Origin of the sequence: Dokdonella sp. (assembly GCF_035703485.1) — a bacterium.
Taxonomy (GTDB): Bacteria; Pseudomonadota; Gammaproteobacteria; order Xanthomonadales; family Rhodanobacteraceae; genus Dokdonella.
This window is the reverse complement of the sequence record NZ_DASSYD010000151.1, coordinates 1-16,697: the sequence shown is the minus strand read 5'-3', so window position 1 is coordinate 16,697 and position 16,697 is coordinate 1. Positions and strand designations below refer to the sequence as shown.

Annotated in this window: 16 protein-coding genes; 7 read left to right on the top strand and 9 right to left on the bottom strand. The window is 57.6% G+C overall.

Annotated features, from left to right (window positions below; genetic code table 11):
* Positions 1–137 precede the first annotated feature (137 nt).
* Complete coding sequence (locus tag VFN25_RS11830; RefSeq protein ID WP_325142141.1) at positions 138–1,484, bottom strand: Do family serine endopeptidase; 1,347 nt, start codon at positions 1,482–1,484, stop codon at positions 138–140.
* A 560-nt stretch (positions 1,485–2,044) separates the two neighbouring features.
* On the opposite strand from VFN25_RS11830, the gene VFN25_RS11825 reads away from it, so the two are divergent.
* The 5 genes from VFN25_RS11825 (at position 2,045) to VFN25_RS11805 (ending at position 7,052) form a co-directional block, all read left to right on the top strand.
* Positions 2,045–4,192: an adenosylcobalamin-dependent ribonucleoside-diphosphate reductase gene (locus VFN25_RS11825; protein WP_325142139.1), complete on the top strand. Its 2,148-nt coding sequence runs from the start codon at positions 2,045–2,047 to the stop codon at positions 4,190–4,192.
* A gap of 101 nt (positions 4,193–4,293) precedes the next feature.
* Complete coding sequence (locus VFN25_RS11820; protein ID WP_325142137.1) at positions 4,294–4,971, top strand: hypothetical protein; 678 nt, start codon at positions 4,294–4,296, stop codon at positions 4,969–4,971.
* Positions 4,972–5,155: 184 nt separating this feature from the next.
* The gene (locus tag VFN25_RS11815) at positions 5,156–5,980 is read left to right on the top strand and encodes an NrdJb (protein WP_325142135.1); all 825 of its coding nucleotides are present in this window, start codon (positions 5,156–5,158) and stop codon (positions 5,978–5,980) included.
* 103 nt (positions 5,981–6,083) lie between these two features.
* Positions 6,084–6,602, top strand: coding sequence for a DUF3060 domain-containing protein (locus tag VFN25_RS11810; protein ID WP_325142134.1), 519 nt, complete (start codon positions 6,084–6,086; stop codon positions 6,600–6,602).
* A 132-nt stretch (positions 6,603–6,734) separates the two neighbouring features.
* Complete coding sequence (locus VFN25_RS11805; protein WP_325142132.1) at positions 6,735–7,052, top strand: EthD family reductase; 318 nt, start codon at positions 6,735–6,737, stop codon at positions 7,050–7,052.
* A gap of 169 nt (positions 7,053–7,221) precedes the next feature.
* On the opposite strand, the gene VFN25_RS11800 is transcribed toward VFN25_RS11805, so the two are convergent.
* Both VFN25_RS11800 and VFN25_RS11795 read right to left on the bottom strand, forming a co-directional pair.
* The gene (locus VFN25_RS11800; protein WP_325142164.1) at positions 7,222–7,650 is read right to left on the bottom strand and encodes a type II toxin-antitoxin system death-on-curing family toxin; all 429 of its coding nucleotides are present in this window, start codon (positions 7,648–7,650) and stop codon (positions 7,222–7,224) included.
* A gap of 9 nt (positions 7,651–7,659) precedes the next feature.
* Positions 7,660–7,881, bottom strand: coding sequence for an AbrB/MazE/SpoVT family DNA-binding domain-containing protein (locus VFN25_RS11795; RefSeq protein WP_325142130.1), 222 nt, complete (start codon positions 7,879–7,881; stop codon positions 7,660–7,662).
* A 242-nt stretch (positions 7,882–8,123) separates the two neighbouring features.
* On the opposite strand from VFN25_RS11795, the gene VFN25_RS11790 reads away from it, so the two are divergent.
* On the top strand, positions 8,124–9,530 hold the full coding sequence (locus tag VFN25_RS11790) for a serine hydrolase (protein WP_325142128.1): 1,407 nt from the start codon (positions 8,124–8,126) through the stop codon (positions 9,528–9,530).
* A 485-nt stretch (positions 9,531–10,015) separates the two neighbouring features.
* The gene (locus VFN25_RS11785; RefSeq protein ID WP_325142126.1) at positions 10,016–11,227 is read left to right on the top strand and encodes a GGDEF domain-containing protein; all 1,212 of its coding nucleotides are present in this window, start codon (positions 10,016–10,018) and stop codon (positions 11,225–11,227) included.
* 56 nt (positions 11,228–11,283) lie between these two features.
* Here the strand turns inward: VFN25_RS11785 and VFN25_RS11780 are convergent, their stop codons facing one another.
* From VFN25_RS11780 to VFN25_RS11755, 6 genes are all read right to left on the bottom strand, one after another.
* The gene (locus VFN25_RS11780) at positions 11,284–12,873 is read right to left on the bottom strand and encodes a GTP-binding protein (RefSeq protein ID WP_325142124.1); all 1,590 of its coding nucleotides are present in this window, start codon (positions 12,871–12,873) and stop codon (positions 11,284–11,286) included.
* Positions 12,874–12,956: 83 nt separating this feature from the next.
* Positions 12,957–13,328, bottom strand: coding sequence for a hypothetical protein (locus tag VFN25_RS11775; protein WP_325142122.1), 372 nt, complete (start codon positions 13,326–13,328; stop codon positions 12,957–12,959).
* Positions 13,329–13,367: 39 nt separating this feature from the next.
* Positions 13,368–13,727: a hypothetical protein gene (locus VFN25_RS11770; protein ID WP_325142120.1), complete on the bottom strand. Its 360-nt coding sequence runs from the start codon at positions 13,725–13,727 to the stop codon at positions 13,368–13,370.
* A 93-nt stretch (positions 13,728–13,820) separates the two neighbouring features.
* Positions 13,821–14,228, bottom strand: a complete 408-nt coding sequence (locus VFN25_RS11765) for a roadblock/LC7 domain-containing protein (RefSeq protein ID WP_325142117.1) — start codon at positions 14,226–14,228, stop codon at positions 13,821–13,823.
* Positions 14,225–14,800: a GTP-binding protein gene (locus VFN25_RS11760; RefSeq protein ID WP_325142115.1), complete on the bottom strand. Its 576-nt coding sequence runs from the start codon at positions 14,798–14,800 to the stop codon at positions 14,225–14,227. Before VFN25_RS11760 ends, VFN25_RS11765 begins: the two co-directional genes overlap by 4 nt.
* A 4-nt stretch (positions 14,801–14,804) precedes the next feature.
* Complete coding sequence (locus VFN25_RS11755) at positions 14,805–15,827, bottom strand: hypothetical protein (RefSeq protein WP_325142113.1); 1,023 nt, start codon at positions 15,825–15,827, stop codon at positions 14,805–14,807.
* Positions 15,828–16,697 lie beyond the last annotated feature (870 nt).

Here is a 16,697-nt window from a genome sequence, read left to right as displayed (position 1 = left end):
ACGCAATCCTAGTGGCTGATCACTGAACCTCGCACAAGCCGCGCACCTCGCAAACTTCGGCCCCAGCCGTCAACTCGCCAAGCGACTGGGGCGCAGACATTTCTCCCGGGATGAACAGCGGCGATTGTTTTTGCTCTTTATTGCAACAGTAGATAAAACAGGCTTTGCCCGCGGACCACGGTCAGCAGCAGCTGTCGGGGCGTGCGTTTGAGAAGTTCAGCAAGTGCGCCGGTGTCTTCAAAGTCGCGCTGATTGAGGCCGATGATGATGTCGCCCTTGCGCAGGCCATTGGCGTAGGCCCGACTGGATGTGTCGACATTTTTCACTGTGCTGCCGCTGAGTCCGGGGCGGCGCTGGCTTTCTTCGAGATCACTGAGAAGAACGCCGGCGAGGCGTTCGTCCAGATCGCCGCCACGCAGACTGGAGTTGCTGCTTGCAGCAAGATTCATGCTCAAGATCACTGCTTCGCCGTTGCGCAACAGAGAAACCGACAGGGCCGTGCCGACCGGGGTCAGCCCCTCGATATTGCGCAGATCCTGTGCCGATCCGATCTTCTTGCCGTTGATTGCGGTGATCACGTCGCCGGGCTGCAGTCCGGCTTTGGCGGCCGGGGCATCCTTGCGTACGCGGGTCACCACCGTACCCTTGCCGGACGGTACGGAAAGCATGCGCGCCAGTTCCGGGGTGATGTCCTGGGCATCGACGCCGAGCGCGCCGCGACGCACCTCACCGTAGGCGATCAACTGGCGCATCACATTGGCGGCGAGGTCGCTGGGGATGGCGAAGCCGATGCCGACGCTGGCCCCGGACGGCGAGAAGATCATCGAATTGATGCCGACCAGTTCGCCTCGCAGATTGACCAGCGCACCGCCTGAATTACCCGGATTGATCGAGGCATCGGTCTGGATGAAGCTCTGAAAGCCGCGGCTGATGCCCTTGCGGTCAAGCGCCGAGACGATGCCGGAAGTGACGGTCTGGCCAAGGCCAAACGGATCACCGATGGCGACGACAAAATCACCGACGCGCAGATTCTTCGAGATTGCCAGCGGTATGGCCTGCAGGTTGTCGGCAGGTATCTGCAACACGGTCAGATCGGTATCCGGATCCGAGCCGATCACGCGTGCCTTGACCGTGCGGTTGTCGTGCAGGGTCACGGCGATGTCATCAGCGCCCTGGATGACATGGTTGTTGGTCAACACATAGCCCTTGGCGGCATCGACGATGACTCCGGAGCCGAGCGATTGCTGGACGCGCTCGCGCGGCTGGCTCGGCGCATTGAAGAAGCGCCGGAAGATCGGGTCGTCGAAGAACGGGTCGCGAACGCGGACGTGAGTCTTGGTGTTGATGTTGACCACGGCCGGCGTGACCCGGTCGATCATCGGCGCCAGGGTCGGCAGGGGTTGTCCATCGACAGCCGGTGGCAGCCCGGCGAAGGCGCCAGGACTGAGCAGCAAGGCGGCCAACAGGAGCAGTCGGGAGGACATCAAAACGAGGCGATTCGGTTTCCGGAACATCGTGAGGTTTCCAGGTCTGGTGGCCGTCATGGTGCGGTTCGGCCGTGGGCTGTCTTTGATTGTCCGGGATCGACCCTCGGCGAGGATGTCCCGTGCCAGGTCGGGCCAGATTCGGAGAGGTTTGCCCGAGGCGGTTTGCGTGAGCGGTCGGATCGAAAATACAGCGATGCCGGGTACTGATCCCAGTGCTCGCTGCTACTGACCACAGCGAGGCCATTCGGTTTCATTGTTGCCGTATTTGAGGGATTCAATCGGTTGCGCGGCCAGAGTGTCAAACGAGGTGTCTTTTGCTGGACAAGCGAGGGGTCCCAGCGTAGGGTACTGGGTCGGTGCGCACCACAAGATGTTGTGTGCTCGGGACGGGGAATGGCCAAGCCATTGTGGACAATTCGGGGAGTGTCATCGACATTCCGTCCGCTTTGACTGCCGTGACCCGTCACTATAAAGACGCGTCGAATGATGTGAAACGAATCAGGAAAACCGGGAAGCTATCCCGGAAGCACAATAAAAATCGGGAGGAAACGCTGTCCATGAGCACAGTGCGACTAGAGGGACTCGCGCGCGGCGCGGTAGAGATTCCGTTTCAGCCGGCATCGCTGGATATCTGGGACAAGAAGTACCGCCTGAAATCCAAGCAGGGTGCCCCGGTCGATGCGGATATCGACCATACCTACCAACGTGTCGCACGGGCACTTGCTGCCGTCGAGACCAACACTGAAAAGCAGGAGTATTGGTTCGAGCGCTTTCTCTGGGCGTTGCGTCGCGGCGCGATTCCGGCCGGCCGCATCACCTCGAACGCCGGTGCCAGCGAACACAAGCCGAAAACCTCGACGATCAATTGCACGGTCTCCGGCACGATCGAGGATTCGATGTACAACATCCTCGACAAGGTCCACGAGGCCGGCCTCACCCTCAAGGCCGGTTGCGGCATCGGTTACGAATTCTCCACGTTGCGCCCGCGCGGCGCGTACGTATCGGGAGCGGGCGCCTATACCTCCGGCCCGCTGTCGTTCATGGATATCTACGACAAGATGTGTTTCACCGTGTCCTCGGCCGGCGGCCGTCGCGGCGCGCAGATGGGCACGTTTGATGTTTCGCATCCCGATGTGAAGGAGTTCATCCGCGCCAAACGCGAGGATGGCCGCCTGCGTCAGTTCAACCTGAGCCTGCTGATTACCGACGGCTTCATGGAAGCGGTCGAGAAGGATACCGACTGGCCGCTGGTGTTCCCGATCCACATCAAGGAACAGCACGAGATCGATCTGGCCGATACCGACAAGGTCATCTGGCGCGACTGGCCGACGCACAAGAGCTATGTCGTGCGCGAAGACGGCCTGGTCGCCTGCAAGATCTACAGCCAGATCCGCGCGCGCCATCTGTGGGACATGATCATGGTCTCCACCTATGACTTCGCCGAACCCGGTTTCATCCTGATCGACCGCGTCAACGAGATGAACAACAACTGGTGGTGCGAGCATATCCGCGCTACGAATCCTTGTGGCGAACAGCCGCTTCCGCCGTATGGTTCGTGCCTGCTCGGCTCGGTCAACCTGACCAAGTTCGTACGTGATCCGTTCGGGCCGAAGGCACGTTTCGACATGGAGGAATATCGCGAGGTCGTACGTGTATTCACGCGCATGCTCGACAACGTCGTCGAGATCAACGGCCTGCCGCTCGAAGAGCAACGTGATGAAATCGAGAGCAAGCGCCGTCACGGCATGGGCTTCCTCGGCCTCGGCAGCACCCTGACCATGCTCAAGATGCGCTATGGCACGTCCGATGCCTGCAGCTTCACCGAAGATGTCTCGCGTGAAATGGCCGTGGCCGGCTGGGAAGTTGCCCTCGGTCTGGCCAAGGAGAAAGGCCCGGCACCGGTGCTCACCCGCGAGTTTCCGGTCACCGGCGAAATGCTGCGCAAGCGCCCCGAGATGATCACCGATGGCTACAAGATCGGTGACAGCGTACCCGGTCGCGTCCTGCATGCGAAATACAGTCGCTACATGCAGCGCATCGCCAGCGTTGCCCCCGAACTGGTCGCCGAACTGGCCGAGGTCGGCGCGCGCTTCACTCATCACACCTCGATCGCGCCGACCGGCACGATCTCGCTGTCGCTGGCCAACAACGCCTCCAATGGCATCGAACCAAGCTTCGCCCACCACTACAGCCGCAACGTGATTCGCGAAGGCAAGAAATCCAAGGAAAAGGTCGAGGTATTCAGCTTCGAGCTGCTCGCCTATCGCGAACTGATCAACGGCAAGGCCATGCCTCACTCCGACAAGGTCGAGGAAAAGCTCCCCGATTACTTCGTCGCTGCGGACGACATCAGCCCGGTCGAGCACGTCGACATCCAGGCGGCCTCGCAGAAGTGGATTGATTCCTCGATCTCGAAGACCGCCAATGTGCCGACGACCTATCCGTACGAGGATTTCAAGGATATCTATCGCTATGCCCATGAGCAGGGCTTGAAGGGATGCACCACATTCCGCTTCAACCCGGCGGCCTTCCAGGGCGTGCTCGTCAAGGAGCATGATCTGGAAAATACCAAGTACCGTTTCGAGCTCGAAGATGGATCGTTCGTGGAAGCTAAAGGTAACGAAGAGATCGAGTACGATGGCGAGGTCCACACCGCAGCCAACCTGTTCGATGCCCTCAAAGAGGGCTACTACGGAAAGTTCTGATTCGAGTGGATCCGTCAGGCGTGATGCGTCTGGCGGTTTGCGTGTAGTGCGTTGTCCAATCAAGTCAATCAACAGTGGCGCGAAAGCGCGGAGAGGGGAAGATGAGTACCGATAGCCCGGTGGAAGAAGTCAAAGACAGCCTGAAGGAAATAGGCGGAGCAATTTCCGATGCAGCTGGTGCAGTCGCCAGCACGGCCAGCGATGTCGCGGCTGATGCAAGGGATTCCGCGACCAAGGCCGGCAAGAAAGCCGTCGCCAAGGTAAAGAAAGCGCGCAAGCAGGCTGCGCGCACGGTCAAGACCGTCGTCGCCAAGTTCAAGAAGGCCGAAGAAACGGCTGCCAAGAAGATAAAGAAGGCGGCCAAGTCAGTTGCCAAAAAAGCTGATGAAGCCAAAAAGGCAGTCGCCAAGAGCGCAGCCAAGAGCAAGGCGAAAGCCAAACCCGCAGCGAAAAAAGCTGAAAAGAAAGTTGCCAAGAAGGCCGCTGCCAAGAAAGCCGCAGTGAAAAAGGCAAGCAAGAAGGTCGCCAAAAAAGCCGTAGCCAAGAAAGTCGCCGCCAAAAAAGCGGTCAAGAAGGCGACCAGAAAAGTTGCCACCAAAAAGGTTGCGGTAAATAAAGCGGTGAAGAAATCGCCGGCCAAGAAAGCCGCCAAGAAAGCCGTGAAGAAGGCGCCTGCCAAAAAAGCGCCCGCAAAAAAGACTGTGGCGAAAAAAGCTGCAGCAAAGAAAGCGCCGGCCAGGAAGCCAGCCAAAAATGCGGCAAAGAAAGGTCGCAAATGATCGATTGTCCTCCCCGCCTGGCGGGGAGGACATTTCAAGGCAACATCCGTTTCACGGCATGGGCGCAACCCGATTGCGCCGCCAGACATTCGTAACAGCCCGGGCGCGTATTCACGCCATGGCATGGACAACATGACCAGCCACCCGGGGTGGCGGTCAGACAAGCATTCAGGAGAGCGCCGCCATGGCGATCAAGATCAACAAGAAAATCAAGGCTTACAACGTCGTGCTGCCGGAGCAGGACGCACCCGCAGCGATCCCCGCGCCCGCACCGGTGATCGATGAATCTGCTGTTGCCGAAGTCATCCACATGCACGAAAAGGTCGAGCGCCCGGAACAACTGATCGGCGCTACCTACAAGATCAAGTCACCCCTGGTCGAGCATGCCCTGTACGTGACCATCAACGACATCGTGCTCAATGCCGGCACCGAGCACGAGCTGCGTCGCCCGTTCGAGATCTTCGTCAACTCCAAGAGCATGGAGCACTTCCAGTGGATCGTTGCGCTCACGCGCATCATGTCCGCCGTGTTCCGCAAGGGCGGTGACGTGACCTTCCTTGTCGAGGAACTCAAGGCCGTATTCGATCCACGCGGCGGCTACTTCAAGGCCGGCGGCATCTACATGCCGAGCATCGTCGCCGAACTCGGTGCCGTCATCGAACGCCACATGAAAATGATCGGCCTGATTCACGACCCGGAAATGGATCCCGCCCAACGCGCCCTGATCGCCGAAAAGCGCGCCGCCTACGAAAATCGCGCAAAAAAAAAGTCTGACGTAAACAGCACGTCAGCCAAAACGTCATCCTCCAGCGATTCGTCGTCCCTGCGCAGGCAGGGATCCAGCGCCCCTGTTTCCGCCAAGATCCCATCCCCCGATCTGGCCGAAGACGACTCCGCCGGCAGCTTCCCCCCAGGTGCCACGATGTGCCACAAGTGCAACACGAACGCGACCATCGTGATGGATGGCTGTGCGACGTGTTTGAATTGTGGTTATTCGAAGTGTGGTTGAGCTGGTCTCATCCGGACGAGGTCGATCCTGATTATGAGATATGTGCGATTGGTCAGTTAGTGCAATTGTCAAGCCATCCAACAGAGTAAAAGAAAAGATTATTATGAATAATCTGCCGTCCACGCGTGCATCGCTCATATTGAGCATAAATATTTGTGCTTTACTTTTGATCGCCTGTGGAAAGGATGGATCAAAGCAAGCGTCCGCCGCGACGGCAATCCAGAACGTTGCCGTCCTGACGGATCCCGCAAGTGGCGCTCGTTGCGACGGCAACGACGTGAACATCACACGCAATGATTTCAGACTGTTGATCGAGGGTGAGTGCGGCAACGTTGTAATCGCGGCATCGAATGGAACAGTCAACATATCCAATGCGCGTTCGCTGAGGTTGAAGGGCTCCAACGTAACGGTGCTCAATGAGCAGGTCGGAGAGGTCCTCGTGGCAGGTGACGACAATACGCTCAACCTCACGGCTACGGGGCCGATGTCCATCGACGGCAACCGAAACATCGTGCTTGCTCGTACCATCGAAAAGGTCGCGTTTAGCGGCGACAACAACAGCGTCAATCCCGACAACGAGCCGCCTTTGACCGACAAAGGCCGTGGAAACAAGGTGCTGTGAGTCAGCGGGTTCGGATAACTCATCGTCTAAAGCAAGAATCAGAATCGTACTCTGCCTGCAGATTGCACGGCTCCGCTCTGGCCTTTTTTCTGCCCGACCAAGAATTATCCGTTGCCTCGAATCGAGCATCAAATGATCCGCCTAAACATCCTCTATCCCAACACCCCTGGCAGCCGCTTCGACGTCGACTACTACCTCGGCACCCACATGCCGATGGCCAAACAGCTGTTCGGTGAAGTCCTGAAAGAAGTCACCCTTGAACACGGCATGGCGGGTGTCGAACCCGACTCGCCGCCGACCTACATCATGAGCTGCCATATGCGTTTCGAATCGATCGAAGCGTTTATGGAGGCGTGGTCGCGAATCGGTGAGCAGCTCGGTGGGGATATTCCTAACTACACCGATGCGCCGCCGGTGATCCAGTTCAGCGAGATTTTGCCGTTGGAGTGATTTTGCCGGTTGATCAACTTCGGTACGCTGTGATGCGAACTTGTTCCGAGGATGTCGGAGCATGATCGGAATGACTCAATTGACAGGTGAGTCGGGTTCATCCTTCGACAGGCTCAGGACGAACGGCTAAGGTTGATTGATCCTTTCTTGGACTTTGTGGCGGGCATTTTTATCGGGGATAGCTTGCACGCGGTTCGTTCACCAGGTTTTTCGAATCGAGTTTGATGTGCTCCCGCAGCCATTCGGCGAATTCGGCTTCGGACTGGCTGCCTTCGGCCAGGGAAATCATGGCGACGTATTTCTCTTCATCGCTCGCGTCGATTTCGGCACCGTTGAGGGCCAGGAAAACCCGATAGCAAACGTGCGCCGTGCGTTTGTTGCCGTCGATGAAGGGATGATTGCGTGCGAGGCCAAAAGCGAGACTCGCGGCGAGATCGACAAGATCCGGCGGCGGATCGCCGTAGGCATGCAATTGCTGCGCTCGTGCAAGCGCCGACTCGAGCAGGCTTTCGTCGCGCACGCCAATGCTGCCTCCATGTTCGGCCAACTGACGCTCATGGATGGCGAGGGCAAGTGGCCTTTCAATCCAGATGATCATGGACATGAGCTACTGCGCCAATTTGCGCAGGACGTTTCGATCCTTGCGCATGACTTCTTCAGCCACTTCCATCTGTCTTGCAAACTCAGGGTCGTAAGTGGTCAGGCGGATGCCATCCGGGGTTTCCAGGGCGAACAACTCGTCGCCTTTTTCCAGGCGCAGGCGAGAGAGCAGTTCGCGCGGCAGGATGACGCCTGCGGAGTTGCCGATGGTGGTGATCTTGAGCTTCATGGTGGCCTCCAAGGCGTGTTATAACGAACGTTATACGTTCTCGGTCGCCAAGATGCAATCGGCGTCACCTGAGCGATCGTGACGGGTTCCCATAGGGCAAGCGGCGAGCTCAAGGTCGGTGGGCTCATCCACCCGCTCCGAGTGATCGAAGCTTCAACTGAAGCCTCGGCATGTGAGCCAATTCGGCGCGTTTCTGCGCAGTAGCTTCCAAGCGGGCCCTGATCCGCTCGGGAGAATCGCTCATGAAACGCATCTTGCTCGCACTGCTTGCTCTTGCCGCGATTCCCGCGGCGCAGGCCCAGCTCTTTGTCGACAGTTTCGATCCGCCTTCGATCACGCCACAATTTCCGTTCGTGGCCGGCGCCTATCAATTGCCTCCCGGGCCAGCGGTGGACCAATTGCAATGGCTGGTCAGCGAACTGGCGGCGGGTGAGACGACCACGCTGGCCGAGGTCAGCGCGCATTTCGATCCGTCTTTCAACTATCCGGGCATGGTGTCGTTCATCAACCAGGTGCGTTCGGAACATCCGAATGCGCGCATCTCCGATGTGGTTACGGTGACGCCAGTGACAACCGTGGTCGTAATCGATTCGCCGGGAGATCCATCGCCATCCGGATATATGATCGTCGGCGCGCACTACACGGGTGCGAAGAAAATCGTCGAGGTCTACGTTTTCGACTATTTCGGCTCGGTGCAATATCCGGCCGACCAGACCCTGACCATGGCCCAGGCCGCGACCAAGTTCGCGACGCTATCCTCGGCTCCGTCACTGTTGGTCGGGCGCATCAACAGCGCCAACCAGTGCACGACAATCCAGGATCGCAACGCGAATACGCCGCGCGCGACTGCATCGATCTTCAAGACCTGGGTACTCGGTGGTGTCGGTCAGTCGATTGTCGAAGGCACGCTCTCCTCGACCGAGATCCTGCCAATGGTCGCCAGCGAACTGGCACCGGGTGGAACCATCAACAGCGAACCCTTGAACACGCCGTTTCCACTCAGTGACCTGGCCACGCTGATGATGGGTATCAGTGACAACACCGCGACCGACTTGCTGCATGAGCGCGTTGGCCGCACACGTCTCGATCAGATCGTCACCGAATACGGCGTTGCGCAGCCGAATCTGCTGCAGCCTCTGCTCGGTATCAGTGAGCAGTTCCATCTGTTCCTTTCGTTTCCGCTGGCCCAGGCGCTGACTTACGTCAACGGTACACAACCGTTCAAATACCAGTTTCTGCACGACAACATCGAGCCGCTCGGGCCAAACAATGGCGGGCCATACTTCCACGAATCGTTGCTGACCTCGGGAACCTGGCGCGCCAGTCCATTCGATATCTGCCGTGCCTTCGCCAAGCTGCGCCGATTGCCGCAAGGTTCGGAAGCATTCAAGACCGTCGATGCAGCGCTCGGCGCCGGCGCAGCCCAGCCAGAGGTCCGCGATCGCTGGGATCGGGTCTGGTACAAGGGCGGCGACCTGACCTCGGGCGCCAATGGCAAGCATGTATTGACGCATGCCTGGATGCTCGAGAATGCCGGCGAGGATCCGTATGTTCTGATCGCCATGTCGAACAGCAATACCGGTGGTATCGATGAGTACAACGTGCAATCGGTGACAGGCCGCATGCTGGAGCTGCTCTCGCAGCGGTAGGCGCGGTGCAAAGGATCCCGACTGAAGGCGCGTTAAAGGCAACGCTGATCAAGCCGGACTGGCCAGCGATGAATCGGCCAGAGCGGGTTCAACGGCACATTCGAGGTGTCCGCATTTGCAGGTATCGTTTCCTGCACTCGCACTTTCCCGGCAATGATCGCTGCAGTATTCGTCCGAGGGTGTGACCTGACAGACGCAAGGCTTGTGTGCGCATTTTTGCAAGTGATCGATTTGCATGGCTGCGTTCCTTAGTTCAGGGGATGACCTTTTTGCACGATTGAGCCTGAACCTGCGCCATAGATGCGCTGAACTTTCCTCGGGCGAGAGCAGGTCAACCACATCAGGGGCCGGCCAGATTCACCACGCAGCTGACCCTGAAATCCGCACGGACCACGCGGGGGACGTGCGGATCGGTGAAATGCGTTGCGGGCCAACTTGTGCGACGATTGCAGGTTGGAACAGATGCCTGATCCGGGAGGGTGGGCATGAACGCCGCGCTTGTTGATCAAGCACAACAGCTGCGCCTTGAACGTCGATTGAAGACCCGCATTCGGGATACCTATGCGCGGTCGTCGTCGGGTGCCTTTCTCTATTTGATCGGCTGGTTGCCGCTGCTCATGGTGGCAGAGCTTCCGCGACGCCATCCCGTGCTGGCGGCGTTTTTCACCCTCGGCATGCTGGCCGCTGCGATCTTGCGCAAGCGGATTCGACCGCCTGCTCCGGATGCCGCAATTGAAGCGTCGCATCGCTGGATCAATCGCTACTGTGCAGTGGTAATGTCGAGCGTCGTTTTATGGACGGTCGCACAAATATTTGTCCTTCGTGATCCGGAGGTTTCACTGCTGGTCAAGTCGGTTTCGCTATTCGGCACGCTGGCGTTTTCCACACAGATTGCGCATCTATACACGTCGATGCTGCGCTTGGCTGTTACCGGCATTTTGATCATGGTTGTACCGACGGTGATACAGCTCTGGTCGGATTCCGCAATGCATGTACCTGCCGCTGCATTTTCCCTGTATGCAATCTATCTGGTCACGGCGGTCATGCGCTCGCGGATTGAATACACGCGCCGACTGGATCTCGATGACGCCGTGCGTGATCAGCGCGATCTCTATGAGCAACTGAGTCGCACCGATCCGCTAACCGGCTTGTGCAATCGCCGCACGTTTGCGGAAACCCTCAACGCCCAGGTACGCGAAGCGCAATGGCTCGATGGAGCGAGCGTGGCCCTTGCCTTGCTCGATATCGATCACTTCAAGCTGATCAATGATCAACACGGTCATGTCATTGGTGACGAGGTTCTCAAGCATCTGGCGCGCCGTCTGGAGCGTGCTTTCTGTGGCGAGGATGTCCTTATTGCACGCACGGGCGGAGAGGAGTTCGGATTGATCTTTCGCGACACCGATGAAGTGGTTGCGACAGTTCGCGCGGAAGCATTTCGTGAATCGCTAGACGCGCAGCCCATCATCTGCGCGGGCTTGTCACTATCGATCAAGGTCAGCATTGGGGTCGGCAGCTTCAACGCTGAACGTGACAGCAACGATGATGACCTCTACGGCGCGGTGGATGTCGCCCTTTACGCGGCCAAGCAGCAGGGGCGAAACCGGGTCGTTGCCGTATCCATGCTGACACCCGATTCGACCGAGCGTCGAAGTGAGCGAGAGTCTGGCAGGTCACGGCGCGCCACCGATCTTTGAGATGGAACTGAGCGGCTGTTCGCTGCGTGCTTCCGCAGGCAGTCCAGACGGTGGCCTCACGAACCTTGACCGCCGTGGAGTCTTCTTCGATTGGAACTCTGATTGCTTTCAAGGCGAGCAAAAAGCCCTCGCACGATTTCGAAGTGCGGTTGGTATCTCGGTTGCGTGCTGGCCAATGTTTCGCCCGCTGCAAGCGCTTCAGTCGAGATTCTTCGCAGCGACACACTGGCAAAATCGAGCTCTCTGAGCATCCATTCCAGAGTGGGAAGAAGTCGTCTCATTCCTGTTTCGCTGGAGTCGAAAGGAAACGGCATGGTGCCGACGTAGGAAGGTCCTTGGGCCGAAGCCGCCATCGTCGCGATACCGAGTGGAACGCGACAACCGACATTCGGCCATAGCTCCAGCGCACGTGCGTAGATATCCTGAAGCTCGACAAGATACTGTGCTGTGGAATCGGGTCCGGCAAGCAGTGTCTTGCGGAAGGCATCAAGTAGCGTGGATTGCTTGCGCACGAACTGCCAGAGCCGATAGCCTCCGTGACCATCGGCTGCCAGTGCAACGCAACGGTTCGAGGAGATGATTCGCGCCCCTGATACATGCACGCGCGCCCAGCTGAGCAGGGCCTGACGGCCAAGTTCCAGGGTATCGAATCGACCTTCAGCGGGTGAATGGATCTTCCAGGCCTTCGATGAATTGCCAAGCCAGTTGCCGCGTGCCGTACAAATGATCGATTGCGGAGTCTGCATGATCTCGTGGAGAGTCATGCGACCCTCGACCGGTGGCCAGATCATGCCGCTGGGCAATTCGTCGTTGGGTAGCGCGGGTGATTCGTTCGCTTTGCTGTCCGGCGTCGGGATTTCACTGATCCGGGGATGCTCAATCTGACGGATGGTTTTGCGCAGTTCGGCATCCAGCGATTCCGCTGATGCGGAGCGTACATCGCTCAATCGGGTGTGTACGAGCCCGCCTTCGGGCAATGCGCGCAAAACGCCGCCTTCGGATTTGCGCAAGCTGTCGAGCAACTCATCAGCGCTGTCGACATCCGGTCGCGCGATCGGCAACCTCTCCAGTCGAATCAACTCGCGAACCCGATCAAGAGCAAGGCGGACGGCAAATACGAAAGCCTGGCGAATGCCCGTGCCTTCAGTCGCAATCGATTCGACAATGCCCACCTTGAGGTCATGGGCATCGAGCATTTGTTGCATGTCGACCAGCGGTGTTGCGTCGGCGTGATCGCGCTTGTTTGCCTGCAGCACGATGCCGACGGGTGGACCTGCGCTCGCTGCCAGCATGCGTTGCAGACTTTCCAGGTAGCGACGCACGGTATCCTGAGCATCGCGCGTGCTGTCAGCTACAAAGACCACAACATCGGCGCTTTCCAACAGATGGCGACGGCGTCCGGCCAGAGTCGCCTGGCCAGGAACGCTGATGATCTGACAGCGAATGGCGCGACCTTCAAACAGACCGCCGGTGTAGTCAAGCCAGTCAAAGAATACGGTACGTCCGTCGGCCTCTTCGGGAATCACAACCTGGCCACCGAGACCCTGTGCCAAACTGCGTACGCTCGTGGTCTTGCCGGCCAGGGCCGGTCCATCGTAGACGACACGAATGACGACGGTGTTGCTGGCGGGGTCGATTGTAGCCATGGTTTAGCGTTTCACTCGTGACAACAAAGGGAGAGGCGGGACCCGCAATTGATGCCGCACTCTCCCTTTATTGAAAACTGCAGTCAATCGAGCTTCATTGCATGTTTGAGGATGGCATTCCTCAAGATCGCCAGATTGGTTGTGCTGCGATCAGCGGCCAGATAGAGAAAGCTGATACCACCAGGCAGCAACTTGATGACATGGATCTGGTCACTGAGTGTCAGCACCATGTCTTCCAGTGTCGCGTTGAGCTTCAAGGCCTTCATGATCTTGAACTTCTGTTTGACCAGCTCAGAGTTGTAGGCGCTGGCGACGGTCAGATCAAAATCGGATCGATTGGTTTTCGCAGCTAGCGTCATGCCTGACTCCAAATCGACAATAGCAGTAGCAATGACGCCAGATACATCACCTTCTATCGCGGCGATGGTATCGAGTAGATCTTTTTCAGTAGACATGGCGCTCTCCTCAGGCTTCCAGAATTCGGGTGGTTTGATTTAGAGCGTCAGTTCCTGTTCGGCATCCTGGCATCCGCGACGCGCCATCGCCAGATTGGACTTGGCCTTGTCGAGCACCAGGTACATGAACAATCCGGGCTTGGAGCCAACCGGACGCAAGATGTGATATTGCTTGCCAAGCGTGATCAGGATGTCCTCGATGTTATCGCTGAGTCCGAGGCTCTTGATGGTTTTGATCTTGGCGCGAACGACTTCGGTATTGCCAGCGGCTGCAACTTCGAGGTCGAGTCCGGTACCGGAGCTGCCGAGCATCATTCCGCTGTTGGAATCGACGAGCGCGCAACACATTGCGCCATCAATCTGCATCAGAGTTGCCATGGTGTCGTTGAGGTTTGCCATTGAAATGATCCTTGTATCCTATTGTATGCACCGGGGATGTTGCTGCCTCCCGAGCCGATGCTCTCGCGAGGCGTTGTGAAATCTTGTTCGACTTCAACCTGAATTGTCGCGAGCAAGCCCGTCACGAAACGCGTTGACTGCCCAGAGCACCTGACCGAGCGTGACCTGGTTGTCGCAAAGAACGGCCAGCAAAAGCCGCTTCTCGGTGGTTGGAACTTCCATCAGCAAGAGCCGCCCCTTGTCCGCATCAATCACCATGTCGCGACTGCTGCCCAGCAAGCTTTCACGCGCGATGGCTCCGGACAGCGCCAGCAACGAACTGGTCATTGCGGCGAGTTTGGCGGCAGACAAAGAGCTGTCCAGTTGTGAGGCCACTTCGAAACCATCGACGGTCGAAATTACGGCACCGCGGATATCGGAGTTGGCCTCGACAAATTGCTCCAGCTTTTTCTGCAGCAGCGTCATTTGCGTGCGACCAGGGAGTTCAGTGCTGGCGTTCACGAACAGGCTTCCTTTTGCAGCTCTGGAGCTTGCATCGATTCGGTTGTCTCAATCTGGTTGAAAAGCACATCAAGCAGCAACAAAACATCCTCGCGACGTCGCACGTCGACGGACAGAATCGGCACGTTCAAGCCCAGCTCTGCCAGAACCGTGTGGAACTCGTCGATTGTCGGTTGTGGATGCGAATGGGTACGACCGATTCCCACCACCGCACGCGAACTCTGGACAGTTTCACGAAAGGCGAGCATGTATTCGCGTAGATCGGTTAGGGGATCCTGGCGAGTGTTGTCGATGAGGACGACGACACCCAGGGCACCGGTGCCGAGGATTTCCCACATGAAATCAAAACGCGCCTGCCCCGGAGTACCGTAGAGACGAAGCACATTGCCGCCGCTCAGAGTTACTTGTCCGTAGTCGAGCGCTGCCGTCGTAGTTTGCTTGGCATGTGAGGCAAGATCAGTATTGCCGACATCGGTCTGAATCGGATCGATCTCGCTGATCACGTTGATGGCCGTTGTCTTTCCGGCACCCATGCTCCCTGTGAACAGGATTTTGTACTCCCTTGCTTGCATGTCCTCAGCTTGCCCTCAGTCCCAACGCTGCTCGAATTGAATTCAGAAATCCAAGGCTTCGTCGAGGTGCAATCAGGGTCGCGCCACGACCGCGAAACGTCTCATTCTTTACAGGAGCGGCGATCGAAGCCGGTATCGCCGTGCTACCGATGGTGATCAGGTCACACAATGCACAGGCATTGATGAACGCGCGCGCGCTCTCGATACTGCTTCGCGTGACGTGCGCCAGTTGTTCGAGCGTCAAATGCTTGCGCGACAGCTCGGCTGACATGCGCAAATGTTCCGGCTCGTACTTGAGCGCGCCGAAATCCGGCCAGCGGCTGAGCGAAAGCAACGCGCCTTCGGCGATGACAGGGTTGCGAGCGAGCGCGCCGGAGTGCAACCCGGCGTGCCAGAGCAGCTTGATCAGGGAAGCGCGGTGCTGAAAGCCGGAGAGAATCTGTTGCTGTTCGACGAGCGGAATGACATCGGCGGTCACTTCGCCGCCAACATTGAGCATGCGTTCAAGCCAGGAATCATCCAATGGCTCGGCCAGGAACACGCTGCGGCTGACGGGAAGCAGGCAAAAGCGCAGGCCACCTGCCTCTACCAGATGCAGATCACGACTTCCGGCGAGCATGAGTTCATGCAAGGTACGCGCGAGCCGGCAGGAATGATCGCCTGATGGCGGCGCCGAACCGACAATTTCAGGGACAGCAGGTGTCAGGTCCATGCCCTTGGATACCTTGTCGAGCAGCTCGATAAGCTCCCCGACCCGGAGCGGGTTGTGCAGAGCGGCAGTTCCTTCCAGCGCATGGTGGCAAGAATCCACCAACGAAATACACAGCGGCGAGCCCGATTGACGCGATCGTTTGACCGTCAGCACGGAAAGTGGGGATTCCGGGTCGCAGATGGCGACATCCGAGTTGGCATCTTCGCTGAACGCCCACTCATCGATCGTTCTGGCATTGACCAGCTTCAAATGGGATTTGATCAGGACATCCAGGCGAACCGGAAGCCCAATCGTCGTCAGGGTTCTGCTTTTCATAGGGATACGCTCAAACCACATCCAAATTGGATTGAAGCCCCGGCAATTTCATGTTGCCGGATGATTCAACGGTTCATTCCTGTACCGGTAGTTGGCGGCGAGACCTTCCGTGGCCACTCCGACTTCGACCTGAATTTCAATCCCCCCGGAAGCCTGAATCTGTCAAAAATTGATACACGTTCCAAGTCGACCATAGCACGGCATGGGTGCATGTCAACTATAGTTATAGTAATGGAAATAAAGTGTTTGACATGACGGTTTAGTCACCTTCTGCATGATGGCCGGAACCGCTGGCGGATGTCAGAAAAGGACAAATATTGTCGTTCAGTTTGGTTCCGAACAAGCGCTGGTGAGTCCGCGAGCGCATCGGCAAATCCTCTGCTTCTGAATTCTGAAAGACCGAAGGCACGTATTTGGACGCCGCGTGATCTGGATAGACTCTATGACGGTTTGAGATTGGTTTGGTGGTTTATGTCGATAATGGTAATGCAAGATATGCGCCACTTGTAACGCGAGATTTGCGCCACGGTGAACTGCGTCACACTATCGGGCATGCTGTCTGTTTCTGCAGACAGATCGAACCCGGACAATCGTTGGCTGGGTAACGCGATTTCATGGTTGCCAGAAAGGCTTGTGATTAAGAGAGGCGTACCATGACTGCTGATTCCGCTCTATTACGGATTTCTCATTGCATGTGCGCTCGATATTGCTTCGCGGTTGCTCGATGTTCGGTCGCTATCGCAACCGTTCCCATGTTTGACCGGAACGCCAAAACACGTGTCATTCCATTTTTCGATCGGGCACCGCGCCCCTGCGTGAATTGATTGGGCTACTGAGATGTTCGAACTGATCGGCTTCGATGGCGATGAC